The 17,004-nt window shown below is 64.9% G+C and carries 13 protein-coding genes; 6 read left to right on the top strand and 7 right to left on the bottom strand.

All coding sequences use genetic code 11. The features are described from left to right. Positions 1 to 81: 81 nt before the first annotated feature. Positions 82 to 1,818: an adenylate/guanylate cyclase domain-containing protein gene (locus ABID58_RS26160; RefSeq protein WP_354035620.1), complete on the bottom strand. Its 1,737-nt coding sequence runs from the start codon at positions 1,816 to 1,818 to the stop codon at positions 82 to 84. Between the two features lie 331 nt (positions 1,819 to 2,149). Here ABID58_RS26160 and ABID58_RS26165 point away from each other — a divergent pair, with 331 nt between their 5' ends. After that, complete coding sequence (locus tag ABID58_RS26165) at positions 2,150 to 3,748, top strand: glycosyltransferase family 39 protein (protein WP_354035695.1); 1,599 nt, start codon at positions 2,150 to 2,152, stop codon at positions 3,746 to 3,748. Here ABID58_RS26165 and ABID58_RS26170 read toward each other — a convergent pair. Together ABID58_RS26170 and ABID58_RS26175 are read right to left on the bottom strand one after the other, a co-directional pair. Continuing rightward, entirely contained in the window at positions 3,657 to 4,685 is a 1,029-nt protein-coding gene (locus ABID58_RS26170) for a YcjF family protein (RefSeq protein WP_354035621.1), read from the bottom strand. The genes ABID58_RS26165 and ABID58_RS26170 overlap by 92 nt on opposite strands. Next, complete coding sequence (locus ABID58_RS26175; RefSeq protein WP_354035622.1) at positions 4,682 to 6,151, bottom strand: YcjX family GTP-binding protein; 1,470 nt, start codon at positions 6,149 to 6,151, stop codon at positions 4,682 to 4,684. Before ABID58_RS26175 ends, ABID58_RS26170 begins: the two co-directional genes overlap by 4 nt. Before the next feature lie 193 nt (positions 6,152 to 6,344). Here ABID58_RS26175 and trhA point away from each other — a divergent pair, with 193 nt between their 5' ends. Further along, on the top strand, positions 6,345 to 7,040 hold the full coding sequence (trhA, locus tag ABID58_RS26180; protein ID WP_148755740.1) for a PAQR family membrane homeostasis protein TrhA: 696 nt from the start codon (positions 6,345 to 6,347) through the stop codon (positions 7,038 to 7,040). Between the two features lie 52 nt (positions 7,041 to 7,092). After that, positions 7,093 to 7,887, top strand: a complete 795-nt coding sequence (locus ABID58_RS26185; protein ID WP_354035624.1) for an SDR family oxidoreductase — start codon at positions 7,093 to 7,095, stop codon at positions 7,885 to 7,887. A gap of 141 nt (positions 7,888 to 8,028) precedes the next feature. Here ABID58_RS26185 and pimD read toward each other — a convergent pair whose 3' ends face one another. The 4 genes from pimD to ABID58_RS26205 form a co-directional block, all read right to left on the bottom strand. Then, on the bottom strand, positions 8,029 to 9,171 hold the full coding sequence (gene pimD, locus ABID58_RS26190) for a pimeloyl-CoA dehydrogenase small subunit (protein WP_354035625.1): 1,143 nt from the start codon (positions 9,169 to 9,171) through the stop codon (positions 8,029 to 8,031). Positions 9,172 to 9,304: 133 nt separating this feature from the next. Beyond that, positions 9,305 to 10,495 carry a pimeloyl-CoA dehydrogenase large subunit gene (gene pimC, locus ABID58_RS26195; protein ID WP_354035626.1) on the bottom strand — a complete coding sequence of 397 codons (1,191 nt, stop codon included), beginning with the start codon at positions 10,493 to 10,495 and terminating at the stop codon, positions 9,305 to 9,307. A 19-nt stretch (positions 10,496 to 10,514) separates the two neighbouring features. Next, positions 10,515 to 12,188: a dicarboxylate--CoA ligase PimA gene (gene pimA, locus ABID58_RS26200; RefSeq protein WP_354035628.1), complete on the bottom strand. Its 1,674-nt coding sequence runs from the start codon at positions 12,186 to 12,188 to the stop codon at positions 10,515 to 10,517. 145 nt (positions 12,189 to 12,333) lie between these two features. Then, positions 12,334 to 14,430 carry a 3-hydroxyacyl-CoA dehydrogenase NAD-binding domain-containing protein gene (locus tag ABID58_RS26205; RefSeq protein WP_354035630.1) on the bottom strand — a complete coding sequence of 699 codons (2,097 nt, stop codon included), beginning with the start codon at positions 14,428 to 14,430 and terminating at the stop codon, positions 12,334 to 12,336. Between the two features lie 129 nt (positions 14,431 to 14,559). Between ABID58_RS26205 and ABID58_RS26210 the strand changes: the two genes are divergently transcribed. The 3 genes from ABID58_RS26210 to ABID58_RS26220 all read left to right on the top strand — a co-directional run bounded on the left by ABID58_RS26210 (position 14,560) and on the right by ABID58_RS26220 (position 17,000). After that, positions 14,560 to 15,426, top strand: a complete 867-nt coding sequence (locus ABID58_RS26210) for an IclR family transcriptional regulator (RefSeq protein ID WP_148755734.1) — start codon at positions 14,560 to 14,562, stop codon at positions 15,424 to 15,426. 66 nt (positions 15,427 to 15,492) lie between these two features. Then, positions 15,493 to 16,290 (top strand): ABC transporter ATP-binding protein, encoded by a 798-nt coding sequence (locus tag ABID58_RS26215; RefSeq protein ID WP_354035632.1) that lies wholly within the window; start codon positions 15,493 to 15,495, stop codon positions 16,288 to 16,290. Then, positions 16,287 to 17,000: an ABC transporter ATP-binding protein gene (locus ABID58_RS26220; RefSeq protein ID WP_354035633.1), complete on the top strand. Its 714-nt coding sequence runs from the start codon at positions 16,287 to 16,289 to the stop codon at positions 16,998 to 17,000. The genes ABID58_RS26215 and ABID58_RS26220 overlap by 4 nt, the downstream gene beginning before the upstream one ends. Positions 17,001 to 17,004: the final 4 nt, after the last annotated feature.

Consider the following 17,004-nt stretch of genomic DNA (forward strand, 5'->3'; position numbering starts at 1 on the left):
CTCATCTGTCGCAACGACTCGGGCGAAGTCAATTCGTGCTTTCGCAGCAAGCCCATGCCGTTGCGCTGCAGCAAGCCGGTGTTACGCCGCGACGCGCTCGCCGCCGGCGATCAGGGCGGACAATGTCCTGGTGTCGGTGATGACGCGCACCAGCATCGGCTCGTCGCGGCCGCGGATCGCGACCTCCTGTTGCGGCAGCGCATCGTCGTGAAGACCGGCGGTGCGGCGGACCTCTTCGGAGACGATCGCCTCACAGGTCAGCGTCTTGGTCATGTCCTGGAGGCGGGCTGCGACGTTCACGGCGTCGCCGAGTGCGGTGAAGACGATGTGGTCGCGGTAGCCGATGTCGCCGATGATGACCTCGCCGCCGTGGACGCCGATGCCGAAACGGATCGGCTGGCGCAGATCGTGGCTCAGGAGCTCGTTGAGCTCGTCGACATGGGTTGCGATGGCGGCCACCGCCTTCAGCGCTTGCCGGCAGGCGGTCTGCGGATCGCTGGTGAGGCCGAACAGCGCCAGCATGCCGTCGCCGACGAACTGGTTGGGCTGGCCGCCATTCTCGATCACGGCCTGCGACACGGCGCCGAGGAAGCGATTGACGATGAAGACGGTGTCGAACGGCAGCCGCTTCTCGGCGAGCTGCGTCGAGCCGCGCATGTCCACGAACAGGCTGACGAGATAGCGCTCCTGCCCAATTCTCGAAGGCGAGGACGCATGCGCGCTGGCCGCCAGCATATGCGGCATGAACAGCTGGAAGAAGGAGAGGTCTGAGTTCGGTCGCAGCTGGCAGGCAAGCCGGATCGAGGGATCGGCGGTGCCGACGCGGGCCAGCACGAAGGCCTCGCGCTGCGACGGCTCGGGCAAGGTGCCGTGGTCACCGATGATGCGGATGCGGCAGGTCGAGCAGCGGGCGCGGCCGCCGCAGACGCTGGCATGCGGCACGTTGTGGCGCAGGCTGGCTTCCAGCACGGAGAGGCCCTTGGGCACGCGCACGGTCTTGCCGTTGCCGTAGGACAAGGCGATCATGCCGCCGCGCCGCTCACGCCAGCCGCGCACACCGCGCCCGAGCAGCACCAGTCCGAGCAGGCCGATGTAGCCCATCGTCAGTCCGCCGGTGATGCGATCGAGCGTATCGGCCTCGGCGACCGTTCCGACCTGGCGCTGAGTGAAGTTATGCGTGCGCCACTCGCCGTCCTCGCTCTCCGCGGCGATGCTGCGGCCACCCTGGTAGATGCCGAGCAGCGCCAGCGTCGGGGTCAGCACGGCTGCCGCCAGCAGGTACGGTGCGGCGCGGACGAAGAACGGCTTGAGCCGGAGCCAGAAATAGATGCCGATGCAGCCGTGCACCCAGGCGACGATGAGCAGGATCGTCATCGTCCAGAGCCGGCCGGGCGCCGCGACGAAGAACAGATAGAGCTCCTGCGGATACAGCTTCTCGTGCCCGTACAGCGTCTGGCCGAGCCGCACGCCGATCACATGCGCCATCACCAGCGCCGGGATGCTCAGCCCCAGCACGAGCTGCAGCGGCTCGATCGTCCGCCAGCGGAACTGGCGGCGCTGGTACATCGCATAGACGCCGAGCCCCATATGGGTCAGGGCTGCGCCATAGAACACGATTGCGACGGGCAGGAACTGCCAGAACGACGTGTGGTAATAGACCCCGATCTGCATGGCATCGACGGAGATGTTGCCGAGTGCATGGTTGAGGAAATGGCTGACCACGTAAGCGAACAGGATCACGCCGCAGACCAGCCGCACCTGCCGCGCGCTGGTCGAGCGGACGAGTTCGGTCAAGCGTGAAAGAGCGGTCGTGGCCATGATTCGGTTGTACCAGTTCACTGAGGAGAACAGCCAGCGGAGAGTTAAATTCCGCAGGCGAACGGCCCCTTCGATCACATGCGCGGCAAGGTTACGTAACGGTAAGTATTGTAGTGTGGGCAAAGCGTAGCGTGCCCACCATCGGGGAGTGACGGTGGTATGGTGGGCACGGCGCCAGAGCGCCTTTTGCCCACCCCACGATTCTCGCCAGGACATCGGCGGCAACACCCCCACGTTGACTCCCCCTCCCAACTCAGGGAAAAGCGCGGCCGTGACGATCGCTCCCGACATCACCGTGAAGCCCGACGGCGCGTCGCGCCGGCCGCTCGTCATGGCCGCGCTGGTGATCGCCGCGATGACGGTGCTGCGCATCGTCTATGCCTCCGCGATCGAGCTGCGCACCGACGAGGCCTATTACTGGACCTGGTCGAAGGAGGCGGCGCTGAGCTTCCTCGATCATCCGCCCGGCGTCGCCTGGCTGATCCGCTTTGGCACCGCGATCTTCGGCGACACCGTGCTCGGGGTCCGCTTCGGCGGGATCGTTGCGATGCTGGTGACGCAGTGCCTGCTCGCCGACATCGTGCGCCGCCTCACCCATGATGTGCGCGCGATCGTGGTTGCGGTGCTGATGCCGGAGGCCGCGCTGTATTACGGACTGCTGATGGCCAAGGTCGCCCCCGACGTCGTCATGATCCCGTTTGCGGTGGCGATGACGTGGTCGCTGGTGCGGCTGGCGCAGAGCGGGGATGGACGCTGGTGGCTCGCCGCCGGCCTGTTCGCCGGCCTGTCGCTCCTGTCGAAATTCACCGCGATCATGTTCGCGCCTGCGGTCGCCGCGTTTCTGCTGGTGCCGGATTGGCGCTGGCGCTGGCTGCGCAGCCCCTATCCCTGGCTCGCGGTGCTGATCGCCATCGCAATGTTCTCGCCGGTGCTGATCTGGAACGCGCAGCACGACTGGGCCTCGTTCCGTTTCCAGGGCGTGCGCGCCACCGCCAATTACGGCATCTCGCTGCGCACCATCGGCGATTATATCGGCCTGCAATTTGGCCTCGTTGGTTTCGTCTTGTTGCCCGTGGTGCTGTTGGGCCTCGCGATGACGGCCTGGCGCGGCTATCGCAGGCGCGAGCCGGTTGCGATCCTGCTGTCGACCGCGGTGCTGGTGCCGTTCGGCTATTTCTTCTTCAAGTCGCTGACGCTCAGGGTCGGCGACACCTGGCCGATGTTCATGTGGCCGATCGGCTTCGCTGCCGCCGCGGTGAATCTTGCGATGATGCCCAGAGAAGGCTGTTCGGCGTGGATGATCCGGTCGAGCATCTTCTGGGCGAAGGCGGCGCTGGTGTCGGGGATCGCCTTCGTCGTGATCGTGTTCCTTTATTACGTCGCAGCGCCCTGGAATTTCATCGGCAAGATGGATCCGATCGGCGCCGAGGCCGGCTACGAGCAGGTCGCCGCGCGCGCACAGGCCGCACTGGATGAAACCGGCGCGACCTGGATCGCGACCACGGATTACCGCACCTATGCCATGATGCGCTGGCTGTTCCGTGGCCGCGTCCCCGTAGTCGAAATCAACGAGCGCGGCCGCTTTCAGGGTTTTCGCGATCCCGGCATGGACCGGATCCGGGGGCAGACGGGGATCTATATCGGCCGCCAGCCCGACGATCATTCGCCTCTCTGGCAATCGATCCCCGCGAGGCGCGAGCCGTTGGGGCAGATCGAACGCCGCTGGCGCGGTGTCCTGATCGACACCTACACAATCGACAAGCTCACCGGATGGACGCCGGAGCTCTCTCCGCCAAAGGACTCGCCGCTGTTCCAGTGGCGCGTGCTGGCCTTTCGAGCTACGCCTCGTCCTCTTTCCTTCGCAGCAGATCCGTCGCGAGATCCGACAGCTTCGGCGGCGGCAGGGCGGCGAACGGCAGCGGTCTTGTAACGTCGATAGCAGCCAATCCCAGCCGCGCCGTCAGCAGCCCGTTGAGCATGCCTTCACCGAGCCGCTGCGACAGTTTTGCTGCAATCCCGTGCCCGAGCATCTGCTGCACCAGGCTGTCGCTCGCGGCGAGGCCGCCGGTGATGGCGAGATGGGCGATGACGTGGCGGAGCAGGCGGATCATGCCGAGCGCGCCGGGCCGGCCACCATAGAGCCGGGCGAGCTGGCGGATCAGGCGCAGCGAGGCCACGAGCACGAAGAGCACGTCGAACAGCGCGCGCGGCGAAACGGCGGTAACAATCGATACCCGCTGCGCCGCCGACGACACCAGCCGCCGTGCCTCCGCATCCAGCGGCGACATCAACTCGCGCTCGGCGAGCCGGATCATGTCGGCGCCGTCGATGATCTCGCCGGAATGACTTTCGAGTGCGGCACGGGCGCGGGCAAGGCGCGGGTTCTGGTGCGCAATCGCGATCAGATCCTGCACGATAACGCGGCTCTCCTTGCGATCGTCGCTGGCGAGCACCTCGGCGGCGCGCCGATGCAGCTTTTCGATCGTCGCAAGCCGTGCGAGGCCAAACGCCTCGCGCCCGATCACCACCGCGAGCGCAAGCGTGGTGACGAAGGCGAGCGCCAGGCCAACGAAGCCGAGGCTCTCGCTGCGCGCAAACAGATCCTCGATCAGGCGGACGATGCCGAGCCCGGTGCCGAGCAGCGTCAACCCGGCGACGCCGGACCAGAACAGCGCGCCCCAGGGAAAGCCGCGTCGCGCCGGAAGCGCCGTTTCGATCGGCACCGGCAATGTCGCTGGATCGGGCTCCGGCGTGATCTGGATGGTGGCGCGACCGATACGGCTCGTCTCGTCGGCTTCGGTCACGACGACGCCGGGATCGTCGAGCCGGAACGTCGCCGGCCGCCGCGGCTGGGATCGGTCGTTCATGCGAGCTTGTCTCCGATCAGGAACTGCAAGGCACGGTCGAGACGGATGTGAGGCAGTGCGGGCTCTTCCGTCCCTTCGCGTTCGAGCTTTGGCGGACGGAAGCGCAGGAAGCGGAAATCGCTTTTCTCGGCGGCTTCCGTTGACAGTCCACGGAACGCATCGGTGCCGTTGAAGAGCGGCTCGGGATCGAGCGGCAGATCGCCCGGAAAAGTCGCGACTTCCGTGGTGCCGTCAAAGAACTCGCCATTGGCGCTTTCGCCTGCGGCCGGCGTTCCCAGGATCGAGGGCAATTTGTCGCGGCCACGGGTGACCTGGGCTTCCCGGGTGGCGCGGACGGCGGCGAGCGCCACCACATCGATTTGCGCACCGGTATTTTCCGCACGCGCGAGCGCCGGTGTCACTGCGCGGCGCAGCACGGCCTCGAGCCGGTCGTGGCTGGAATGATGCAGATGATCAGCTTTCGTCGCCGCGAACAGGATACGGTCGATGCGCGGCCGGAACAGGCTGGAAAGGAGCGTGCTGCGGCCGATGTTGAAGCAGTCGAGAATGCCGGCGAGCGCGGCTTCGAGATCGTGCAGCGCCTCGGGACCCGAGTTGAATGCGGAAAGCGCATCGGCCAGCACGATCTGGCGATCGAGCCGGGCAAAATGATCCCTGAAGAACGGCCGCACCACGACGTCCTTGTAGGCCTCGTAGCGGCGCACCATCATCGCCCACAGCGATCCATCCGGAGCCTGGCCACCGACGGGCACCTCGAGCGGCGCGAAAGTCAGCGCCGGCGTGTCGGCGAGACTGCCGGGCATCAGGAAGCGGCCGGGCGGCAACAGGCTCATCGCAAACCGTTCGTCGCGGCAGGCGCGCAGATAGTTGGTGAAGAGCTTTGCGGCGGTGAGCGTCGCCTGCTCGTCCTCGCGCGCCTCGGGCTTGAGCGTTGCGAGATAAGCGTGCCACTCCGCGGCCAGATGCGCGCGCGGTGCTTCGCGCGACAGCGCCAGGCTTTCCGCCGACCATTGCTCAAAACTCTTCTGCAGCAGCGGTAGGTCGAGCAGCCATTCGCCGGGATAATCGACGATGTCGAGCGTCAAGGTGCGGTCGGCGCCGTTCGGGCGCTGATAGTCGATGACGAGACGCAGCTCGCTGATATCGACGGTCGAGCTCGGCCAACGCCGTTCCTCGATCAGTGCGCGCAGATGGCTTTCATAGGAAAAACGCGGCACGGCGTCGTCCGGCTGCGGCGCCAGATGCGCTCGCGCGATCCGCCCCGAGGCATAGGCCTCGAACACCGGAAGCCGGCCGCCGCGCGTCAGCCCGTGGATCAGCGCGGTGATGAATACGGTCTTACCGGCCCGCGACAGTCCGGTGACGCCAAGCCGCACCGTCGGGTTGAAGAAGTGCTCGCCATAGTCGATTATCGCCCGCGCCGACAGGCGCGCCTCTTCGACCATATCCTGGAAACTGAATGCCATATGAACGTGATTAATCCCAGGCGGGCGGAACGGTGAAGCCGTTCACCAAAGTGGCAATTGCGTGAGGAAAATCAAGCTTCATACTTCCACCGCCTTTGTCGGCAAATCAGCCGATTGAACGACGCGCAGATCCCGAAACACGTCCCGAAACACCCACAGAAGAAGACATTGTCTTAAGCCTTTGCGGATTGCCATGACCGTCTTCCAGCTGAAGCAGCTCGCCTCCCATTCCGTCCATGCCGCGGCCGATGCGGTCGGCTGGCACTACGATCGCGCCGAACTGATCGCCGACGGTGTCATCCATGCCATCGGCGTGCTCTCCGGCATTATCGCCGCGACCGTTCTCGTCGTGCTCGCGGCGGTCTACGCCGATGCGGCCGACATCGTCGGGGTCTCGATCTATGTCGCCGGCCTGCTCGCGATGCTGGTGCTGTCGGCGAGCTATAATCTCTGGCCGGTCTCGCCGGTGAAATGGCTGCTGCGGCGGTTTGACCATTCCGCGATCTACCTCCTGATCGCCGCGACCTACACGCCGTTCATCCTTGAAGTGAAGGACAGCGTGTTCGCGCTGGCGCTGCTGGTCTGCGTCTGGTGTGTCGCGATCGTCGGCATCGTGCTGAAGCTGCGCTATCCCGGCCGGTTCGACCGTGCCGCCATCGGCATCTATCTTGCCATGGGCTGGAGCGGCGTGATGCTCTACGGCCCCGTGGTCCGGGCGCTGCCCGCGCTGGCGCTGGGTTTCGTGCTGGCGGGCGGCATTCTCTATAGCCTCGGCGTGATCTTCCATGCCTGGCGGCGGCTGCGCTTCCAGAACGCAATCTGGCACGGCTTTGTCTTGGCCGGCGCGGCGTGCCATTATACCGCGGTGCTCGACCTCGTGTTGAGCTGAGCAAGTTCCGCGAAGCGGGATAAAGACCAATCAAGAAAAGAGGGGACGTCGCATGCAGGTGACCGGCAAGGTCGTGGTCGTCACGGGCGGCGCGAACGGCATCGGCAAGGCGCTGTGCGAGGCCTTTCACAAGGCGGGTGCGGCCAAGGTCGTGGTCGCGGACATGGATGCTGCGAACGCGCGCGCCGTCGCCGCCAAGGTGGACGGCGCAGCCTTCAGATGCGACGTCGCGCAGGAAAGGGACATTTCTCACGTCATCGAGGAAACTGAGCGGCAGTTCGGCCCGATCGAATTATTCTGCTCCAATGCCGGCATCGGCGGCGGCTTCGATCCGATGTCGGTCAATGCCGGCGGCGCCTCCGACGAGCCGTGGCAGCGCAGCTGGGCGATCCACGTGATGGCGCATGTCTATGCGGCGCGGCATCTCATCCCCCGCATGAAGACGCGCGGCGGCGGCTATTTCCTCAACACCGTCTCGGCTGCGGGCCTGCTGTCGCAGGTCGGCAGCCCGGCCTATTCCACCACCAAGCATGCCGCGGTGGGCTTTGCCGAGAATCTCGCGATCTCGCATAAAGCCCACAACATCAAGGTCTCGATCCTCTGTCCGCAGGGCGTCGACACCAACATGCTGCGCGCGATCCCGAAGGGCCCGCAATCCGGCGACGGCGACCTCACGCCCGAGCAGGTTGCCAAAGACGTGCTGGCCGGCCTCGAGCAGGAAACCTTCCTGATCCTGCCGCACCCCCAGGTGCTCGGCTATATGCGCAAGAAGTCCGAGAATTACGATCGCTGGATCGGCGGCATGGCCAAGATCCAGGCCAGGATGCGGGAGGAGTTCGGGAAGTAGGCGACAGCTTGACGCTGTCATGCCCCGCGAAGGCGGGGCATCCAGTACTCCGCGGCGGATGTTGCGTGAACGAACTGCTGCCGCAGCGTACTGGGCCCCGGTCAAGCCGGGGCATGACAGTCTTCGTGTGGTTTAGATCACTCAGACCAACCCGCCCGCATCCGCGACCCGGCGCTGGTGGTAGTCGGTGTCGCCAAAAGTGTTCTCGATCATGGTCAGGCGCTTGAAGTAGTGGCCGATCTTCGCCTCCATGGTCATGCCGATGCCACCGTGGAGCTGGATCGACTGCTGGCCGACGAATTTGAGCGACTTGCCGATCTGCACCTTGGCGGCGGCGATGGCGGTGGAGCGCTCCCTGGCGTCCCCGAAATCGGCCGCCATGGTCGCGAACATCGACATCGAACGGGCCTGCTCGGCCGCGACGAACATGTCGGAGGCGCGGTGCTGCAGCGACTGGAACGAGCCGATCGCGACGCCGAATTGTTTTCGCGTCTTGATGTACTCGACGGTGGTCTTCAGCGACTCGTCCATCAGGCCGACTGCTTCCGCACAGAGTGCGACACGAGCCTCGTCCACCACGCGCTCGATCAGGGCGAGCGAGTCATCGGGGTTGCCGAGCACGGCGTCTGCGCCGACCTCCACACCGGTGAAGGTGATGTCGGCGGCGTGCAGGCCGTCCTGCGTGGGGTAAGACTTCTTGGTCACGCCCTTGGCATTCGCCGGCACCAGGAACACGCCGATGCCGGTCGTATCGCGGCGGTTGCCCTTGGTGCGCGCGGTGACGATCAGGGTGTCGGCGTTCTCGCCGTTGAGCACGACGAACTTTTCGCCGTCGATGACGTAAGCTTCGCCCTTCGTCTTCGCCGTCGTAGCGACGTCGAACAGATCGTAACGCGAGTTCTTCTCGAGCTGGGCGAACGCCAGCGTCTTGCTGCCGTCGACGATGCCGGGCACATGCGCGGCCTTCTGCGCGTCGGTGCCGGCATGGCGCAGGAAGCCGCCGCCGATCACGACGGTCGCGAGATAAGGCTCGAGCACCAGCGCCTTGCCGAGCGCTTCCATCACGATCATGGTCTCGACGCCACCGCCGCCGAACCCGCCATCGGCTTCCGCGAAGGGCAGCCCAAGCAGACCCTGCTCAGCGAGCTTGCCCCAGACGGCTTTGCTCCAGCCGCCCTTCTCCTTCATGTACTTCTTGCGGCTCTCGAAATCGTAGGAATCGGTCAGCAGGCCGTCGATGCTGTCCTTCAGGAGCCGCTGCTCCTCGGTCAAATCAAAATCCATGTTCTTTGCTCTCCCGGTATCGATTTCGTCATGCCCGGCCTTGTGCCGGGCATCCACGTTCTTTCGTGCCGCTAGGCGTGGATGGCCGGGTCAAGCCCGGCCATGACGGTGAGTGCGTGGTGATAGTGCGCGATCACAGCCCCAGCACCGCCTTGGCGATGATGTTGCGCTGAATCTCGTTGGAGCCGCCGTAGATCGAGACCTTGCGGTTGTTGAAGTAGCTCGGCGCGATCTGGGCGGTCCAGTCCATGGCTTCGTTGGAGCCGTCGTCGCCGTGCACATCGTAGGGCGCGGCGAACGGGCCGATCACTTCCATCAGCAGCTCGGTCGTGGTCTGCTGGATCTCGGAGCCCTTGATCTTCAGCACCGACGACGCCGGATTGGGCTTGCCCTTGCCGTGCTTGCCCTCGTCGGCGACGACGCGGAGCTGGGTCAGCTCGAGCGCCTTCAGCTCGATCTCGCAGGCCGCCAGCTTCTCGCGGAACGCGGCGTCCTGGATGATCGGCTTGCCGCCGGATTCGACCTTGGAGGCGAGATCGCGGATGCGGCGCAGCCGCTCCTTGGAGACGCCGACCCGCGCAATGCCGGTGCGTTCATTGCCGAGCAGGAATTTGGCGTAATCCCAGCCCTTGTTCTCCTCGCCGATCAGGTTCTCGTAGGGAACCTCGACATCATCGAAGAACACCTCGTTGACCTCGACGCCGCCGTCGATGGTCTGGATCGGGCGCACGGTGACGCCTTTCGACTTCATCGGGAACACGATAAAGGAGATGCCCATCTGCTTCTTCGCATTGTTGTCGGTGCGGCAGAGGCAGAAGATCATGTCGGCGTGCTGGGCGAGCGTCGTCCAGGTCTTCTGGCCGTTGATGATCCACTTGTCGCCCTTGCGCTCGGCTTTGGTCTTCAGCGAGGCAAGATCAGAACCGGAGCCGGGCTCGGAGAAACCCTGGCACCACCAATCGTCGACATTGGCAATGCGCGGCAAATACTTCTTCTTCTGCTCTTCGTTGCCGAAGGTGTAGATCACGGGGCCGACCATGCTGACGCCGAAGGCGAGCGGCTGCGGCGCCGGATAGGACTGCAGCTCCTCGTTGAAGATGTAGTGCTGCACGCTTGTCCAGCCGGTGCCGCCATACTGCGTCGGCCAGTGGCTGGTGCCCCAGCCTTTCTTGTTGAGGATGCGCCACCACGTCACCATCTCGTCCTTCGAGAGGTGGCGGCCCTCGACCAGCTTGCGCCGCGTGTCCAGCGGCACGTTGTCGCGGAAGAATGACCGCACTTCCTCGCGAAACGCCTGCTCTTCCTTCGTGAATGCGAGATCCATCGGATCCTCCTGTGAAGCGTTATTCCTGGTTTATATCGTGCTTTTGACTTGATTTCTGCCGCTGGCGCAATTCGTGGCGCGACAGCTTTCCGACCGGCGTGCGCGGCAGATCGTCGACGAACTCGACCTCCGCCGGCAATTCGTGCTTGCCGACCTTGCCGGCGAGCTGCGCGCGCAGCTCGTCGAGCGAGAACGGTTTTGCGTCCGGCTTGAGCTTGATGAAGGCCTTTGCGGCCTCACCGCGATACGGATCGGGAATGCCGAGCACGATCACCTCGTGCACGCCCGATACGGTGTAGATCGCCTGCTCGATCATCTGCGGATAGACGTTGAAGCCGCCAGAGATGATCATGTCCTTCTTGCGGTCGACCAGGAAGAAATAGCCGTCGGTGTCGACATAGCCGATGTCGCCGGTGAGGAAGCGGCCGTCGGAGAAATACTCCGCGGAGTCGTGCTGCTTGTTCCAATAGCCCTTGGTGACGTTCGGGCCCTTGATGCGGATCTCGCCGACTTCGCCCGGTGGCAGCACTTTCGTGGGCTCTTCCAGCGAGACGACGTCGAGCTCGATGCCGGGCAGCATCAATCCGATCGATCCGGGCTTGTCGGGACCGACAGGCGGGTGGCCGGTGCCGGGCGAGCAGGTCTCGGTCATGCCCCAGCCGCTCTTGAGCTTCTTGCCGACCTTGCGCTCGAAGAAGCTCGCGACCTCGACCGGCAGCGGCGCGCCGCCGGAGCCGATCGCGGCGAGCGAAGAGAAGTCACGCTTGTCGAGATCGGGAAGTGCCGCGATCGCGATCCACATCGTCGGCACGCCCGGAAAATAGGTCGCGCGCTTGACCTCGATGTCGCGCATCACGGCTTCGACATCGAAACGCTGGTGCAGCGAGATCAGATTGCCGCGGCTGAGCGAGGACAGCAGCACGACGGTGAGCGCATAGATGTGGAACAGCGGCAGCACACAGATCACGCGCTCGACGACGTCGCCGCGCGCCGCGCGTGCCGGCTTGCCCCAGACGTCGTAGATCGACACCGCGGAGGAGAGATTGCCGTGCGTGAGCATGGCGCCCTTCGGCAGGCCGGTGGTGCCGCCGGTATATTGCAGCAGCGCGACGTCATCGACCGCCACAGTCGGCCATTGCGCCGGCAGCGGCGCGGCTTCGACGAAGGCCTTGAAGGTGACGATGCGGGAATCACTTGGGATCGCCGCCTGCGGCGTGCCGACCTTGCCCCAGCTGTCGTCCTCGCAGACGACGAGGCGATCGATCAGCCCCTTCTCGAGAAATTTCAACGCGGTCGGCAACAACGCCTGCAGGTTCGACGTGACCAGCAGGCGCGAGCCGGAGTCGGAAACCTTGTGCGTCAGCGCGATCTCGCCGTCGAGCGGCGACAGATGCGCGACCCGGGCGCCTGCCTTCAGCGCACCGAAGAAATTGACGGGATGATCCGGCGTATTGCCGAGGAATAGCGCAACAGAGCTGCTCTTGCCGCAGCCGGCACGCAGGAACGCAGCCGCCGCGCGCTCGGCCATGGCGGCGAGCTCGGTATAGGTGATCGGACGATCGCGAAATTCCAGCGCGGTGCGAGGGCCGTAACTTGCCGCGGCCGTCGAGAGCAGGTCAGGCAGCGTGCCCTGGACGATGGAGTCGTCCCAATGCACGCCCTCGGGGTAAAACTGTTCGCCGGGATGGGCCATTTTCTACATCACAATCAGTCGTCATTCCGGGGCGCGACAAAGTCGCGAGCCCGGAATCCATCAGGCCACGAAATCAGGGGTGAAATGGATTCCGGGTCTGGCCCTTTGGGCCATCCCGGAATGACGAGCGGGGAGGTAGCCTCCATCACGCCGCCTTCGACGCCGCCGCGAGCGAGGCGAACGTTTTGCCCTCCGCCGCGAGCTTCTTCAGCAGCGGCGCGGGCTCGAGGCTCGGGTCGTTGGTCTCCTTGGCGTAGAAGGCGAGACGGTCGGCGATGTGCTTGAGGCCGACGCTGTCGGCCCAGAACATCGGGCCGCCGCGATAGATCGGCCAGCCATAGCCGTAGAGCCAGACCACGTCGATGTCGGAGGGACGCGCCGCAATGCCCTCTTCGAGGATCTTCGCGCCCTCGTTGATCATCGGATACATCATGCGCTCGAGGATCTCGTCGTCGCTGACGATGCGCTTCTTGCGGCCGAGACGCAGCAGAGTCTCGTCGATCAGCTTCTCGACCTCCGGATCGGACAGCGGCGCGCGGGAGCCGGCTTCATACTTGTAATAGCCCTTGCCGGTCTTCTGGCCGAAGCGGCCGGCCTCACACAGCGCGTCCGCGATCTCCGACTTGATGCCGCGGTCCTTGCGCGAACGCCAGCCGATATCGAGGCCGGCGAGATCGCCCATCGCGAACGGGCCCATCGGCATGCCGAATTTCGTCACCACGGCGTCCACTTGCTGCGGCAGCGCGCCTTCGAACAACAGCTTCTCGGACTGCTTGCCGCGCTGGGCCAGCATGCGGTTGCCGACAAAGCCGTCGCAGACGCCGACCACGGCCGGCACTTTTGCAATTTTGCGGGCGATCGTGACTGCAGTCACGAGGGCATCCGGCGCGGTCTTGTCGGCGCGCACGATCTCGCACAGCTTCATGACGTTGGCCGGCGAGAAGAAGTGCATGCCGAGCACGTCCTGCGGACGCTTGGTCGCCTTCGCGATCTCGTCGATGTTCAGGTACGAGGTGTTGGAGGCAAGCACGGCGCCTTGCTTGACGTATTGGTCGAGCTTGCCGAACACTTCCTGCTTCACTGCCATGGTCTCGAACACGGCTTCGATGACGAGGTCGGCATCGCCGACATTCTCGATGCCGACGACGCCGTTGATCAGCGCCATGCGCTTGGCCGGCGCATCCGCCGGGATGCCGCCGCGTGCGGCGGTCGCTTCCCAGTTCTTCTGCATGATACCCATGCCGCGCTTGAGCTGCTCCTCGCCGGTCTCGATCAGCGTGACGGGGATGCCGGCATTGGCAAAGGACATCGCGATGCCGCCGCCCATCGTGCCGGCACCGAGAATGGCGACACGGTTAACGGGGCGCGACTTGGTGCCTTCAGGGACGCCCGCGATCTTGCTGGCTTCGCGCTCGGCGAAGAAGGCATAACGCTGCGCCTTGGACTGGTCGCTGGCGACGAGCTTGAGGAAGCCCTCGCGCTCCTTCTTGAGACCTTCGTCGAACGGCAGGTCGATGGCGTAGCCGACCGCGTCGGCCGCCGCGAACGGCGCTTCCAGGCCGCGCGACTTCTTGGTCATGGCGGCAACCGCATTGGTGAAGATCGAGCGGTCGGCCTTGGCCGCCGCAATCTTGGAATCGTCGTCGCGCAGGCGGCGTAGCGGACGCTTCTCGGCCAGCAGCTTGCGGACGAAGGCCTCGCCGCCGGAGGCCGGACCTTCGACGATCTCCTCGATCAGGCCGTGCTTGAGCGCCTCCGCCGCACCGATCGGATCGCCACCGACGATCATCTTGACGGCGAGCTCGGGGCCGACCGCACGCGGCAGGCGCTGGGTGCCGCCAGCGCCCGGCAACAGGCCGAGCTTCACCTCGGGCAGGCCGAGCTTAGCCTCTTTGACGGCCACGCGGAAATGACAGGCCAACGCGACCTCGAGGCCGCCGCCGAGCGCGGTGCCGTGGATCGCTGCCACGATCGGCTTCGGCGAATTCTCCATCTCGGCCAGCACTTCGTTGAGGCCTGGCGGCTTCGGCGGCTTGCCGAATTCGGTGATGTCGGCGCCGGCAATGAAGGTGCGGCCGGCGCAGGTCAGCACGATGCCCTTGATCGCGGGATCGGCGATGGCGGCCTTGATGCACTCCAGGATACCACCGCGGACTGCGGCACTCAGCGCATTGACCGGAGGGCTGTTGACCGTGACGATCCCGACTTCGTCATGACGCTCTAACTTGACCACTTCGCTCACGGTTTCCCTCCTTGGTGGGGATTTACTTTTATTCGATTTCGCAGTGCGGAATTTAATTCCGCATCTTGACGGCAGGGTTATTTTGAAGCACGTGGCTTGTCAACGACTCCGCGCAAGAGCAGATCCGGGATGAAGCGTACAGCAAAGAAGACCGCGACCGATCGGAATTTCGTCGTCGCGCTTTCCCGCGGACTGGATGTATTGCGCGCATTCCAACCCAATGACGGCCTGCTCGGCAACCAGGAGATCGCGGCGCGGACCAATCTGCCCAAGCCGACCGTATCACGCCTGACCTATACGTTGACGAAGCTCGGTTATCTTGCGCCGGTTCCCCGCTTCGAGAAGTACCAGCTCACACCGGCGGCGATGTCGCTTGGTTATGCGGCGCTCGCCAATCTCGGCGTTCGGCATTTGTCCGAACCGTTTCGCGAAGAAATGATGCGCGCGACCGGCGGCGCCGTCGCCGTCGGCGGCCGCGACCGTCACAGCATGATCTATTTCGGGCAGAGCCGCGGCAGCGAGACGGTCGGCGTTCAACTCGACGTCGGCTCCCGCGTGCCGATTGCAACCAGTGCGATGGGCCGCGCCTACTTCTGGGCACTCGACGAAGAGGGCCGCGCTGAAGTCTCCCGCATTCTGCGCGAACATTACGGCAGCCGCTGGCCCAAGATGCGCGACGGACTGGAGCGCTCGGGCGAGACGGTTGCGAAATACGGCTTCGCGATGTCCGTCGGCGACTGGCACGACGATATCGGCGCCGCCGGTGTCGCGCTCAAGCTCAACGACGGAACCGGTCCCTACGCATTCAATTGCGGTGCGCCCGCATTCCGCTTCACGGAAGAGCGTTTGATCAACGACATTGGACCGCGACTGCTGGCGATGGTAAGGAACATCGAAGCGGCACTTGGGGGTCTGATGCCGCAATCCAAAAAAGAAGTCAGCAAAAAGCTGAAATCAGGAGGAAAAGTTGCGCGTGTGGCCGAGGGATTCAGATAGCCTTTGTCATCATCGGGAGCGGTTCGCATCGCCCCTTCGCCCGCGGAATAGTGTGGGCGAGACGACATGACGCAGGCACAGCTCGCGCAGGGGACATCGCCCCTGCTCGCTGTTCGCGACGTCAGCGTCGTGTTCGGCGGCATCGTCGCGCTCAACGGCGTGTCGTTCGACATGCACAAGGGCCAGATCCTCGGATTGATCGGCCCCAACGGCGCCGGCAAGACCACGCTCTTCAACTGTCTCTCACGCCTCTACCAGCCGTCGTCCGGCGACATCCTGATGGACGGCGCGAGCATCTTGACGCGGCCGCCGCACCGGATCGCCGAGATCGGCATCGGCCGCACCTTCCAGAACGTGGCGCTGTTTCCCAATCTCTCGGTGATGGACAACGTCCGCGTCGGCACGCACGCCCGCACCTCCTCCGACATCATCAGCGACTCGCTGCGGCTGGCCTGGATTCGCCGCAGCGAGAGCAGCATCAACAAGAAGGTGCACGAGATCCTCGCCTATCTCGACCTCGATGACGTCGCCCACACCACCGTCTCCGGCCTGCCCTTCGGCACGCAGAAGCGCGTCGAGCTGGCGCGGGCGCTCGCGGCCGATCCGAAGATCCTGCTGCTCGACGAGCCCGCCGGCGGCCTCAACCACGAGGAGGTCCACGTGCTCGGCGACCTCATCCGCCGCATCCGCGACGAGCGCGGCATGACGGTGCTGCTGGTCGAGCACCACATGGGTCTCGTGATGTCGATCGCCGACCACGTCGTCGCGCTGAATTTCGGCAAGAAGCTTGCGGAAGGCACCCCCGCCCAGGTGCAGGTGAACCCCGACGTCATTACGGCCTATCTCGGGAGCAAGGACCAATGACGACGCTGCTCAACGTCAAGGACCTGCGCGCCTATTACGGCCAGGTCCAGGCGCTCCACGGCCTGTCCTTCTCGCTCAACGAAGGTTCGCTGACGACGCTGCTCGGCGCCAACGGCGCCGGCAAGACCACGACCTTGCGCGCGATCTGCAACATGGTGCGCTCGACCGGCGGCATCGAGTTCGACGGCAAGCCGCTGAACCACCGCTCCACCGAGAGCATCGTGCGGTTCGGCATCGCCCATGTGCCGCAGGGCCGCGGCACCTTCACCACCATGACGGTGGAGGAGAACCTCCAGCTCGGTGCCATCACCCGCAAGGACAATGCCGGCATCATCTCCGACATCGAGCGCATGTATGCGCATTTCCCGGTGCTGAAGCAGCGGCACACCCAGCAGGCCGGCACGCTCTCCGGCGGCGAGCAGCAGATGCTCGCGGTCGCCCGCGCGCTGATGCTGCGGCCGCGGCTGATGCTGCTCGACGAGCCGTCCTTTGGCCTTGCGCCGCTGGTGGTGCGCGACCTGTTCGGCATCCTCGGCAAGATCAACCGCGAGGACAAGGTGTCGATCCTGGTGGTCGAGCAGAACGCCCAGCTCGCGCTCGAGCTCGCCGACCAGGCCTATGTGATCGAGACCGGCCGTATCGTGATGTCCGGCAACGCCAAGGACATCGCGAACAACGAAGAAATCCGCAAATCCTATCTGGGTTACTGAGGAG

The organism is Bradyrhizobium sp. S3.2.6 (assembly GCF_040546885.1).
Lineage (GTDB): Bacteria > Pseudomonadota > Alphaproteobacteria > Rhizobiales > Xanthobacteraceae > Bradyrhizobium > Bradyrhizobium cytisi.

Excerpts from the sequence above, each read along its gene's own strand:
- pimA (WP_354035628.1), bottom strand. The coding sequence starts at position 12,188 with ATGGCCCATCCCGGCGAACAGTTTTACCCCGAGGGCGTGCATTGGGAC.
- ABID58_RS26165 (WP_354035695.1), top strand. The coding sequence starts at position 2,150 with ATGGCCGCGCTGGTGATCGCCGCGATGACGGTGCTGCGCATCGTCTAT.
- pimD (WP_354035625.1), bottom strand. The coding sequence starts at position 9,171 with ATGGATTTTGATTTGACCGAGGAGCAGCGGCTCCTGAAGGACAGCATC.
- trhA (WP_148755740.1), top strand. The coding sequence starts at position 6,345 with ATGACCGTCTTCCAGCTGAAGCAGCTCGCCTCCCATTCCGTCCATGCC.
- ABID58_RS26220 (WP_354035633.1), top strand. The coding sequence starts at position 16,287 with ATGACGACGCTGCTCAACGTCAAGGACCTGCGCGCCTATTACGGCCAG.
- ABID58_RS26170 (WP_354035621.1), bottom strand. The coding sequence starts at position 4,685 with ATGAACGACCGATCCCAGCCGCGGCGGCCGGCGACGTTCCGGCTCGAC.
- pimC (WP_354035626.1), bottom strand. The coding sequence starts at position 10,495 with ATGGATCTCGCATTCACGAAGGAAGAGCAGGCGTTTCGCGAGGAAGTG.
- ABID58_RS26160 (WP_354035620.1), bottom strand. The coding sequence starts at position 1,818 with ATGGCCACGACCGCTCTTTCACGCTTGACCGAACTCGTCCGCTCGACC.
- ABID58_RS26185 (WP_354035624.1), top strand. The coding sequence starts at position 7,093 with ATGCAGGTGACCGGCAAGGTCGTGGTCGTCACGGGCGGCGCGAACGGC.
- ABID58_RS26175 (WP_354035622.1), bottom strand. The coding sequence starts at position 6,151 with ATGGCATTCAGTTTCCAGGATATGGTCGAAGAGGCGCGCCTGTCGGCG.
- ABID58_RS26210 (WP_148755734.1), top strand. The coding sequence starts at position 14,560 with ATGAAGCGTACAGCAAAGAAGACCGCGACCGATCGGAATTTCGTCGTC.
- ABID58_RS26215 (WP_354035632.1), top strand. The coding sequence starts at position 15,493 with ATGACGCAGGCACAGCTCGCGCAGGGGACATCGCCCCTGCTCGCTGTT.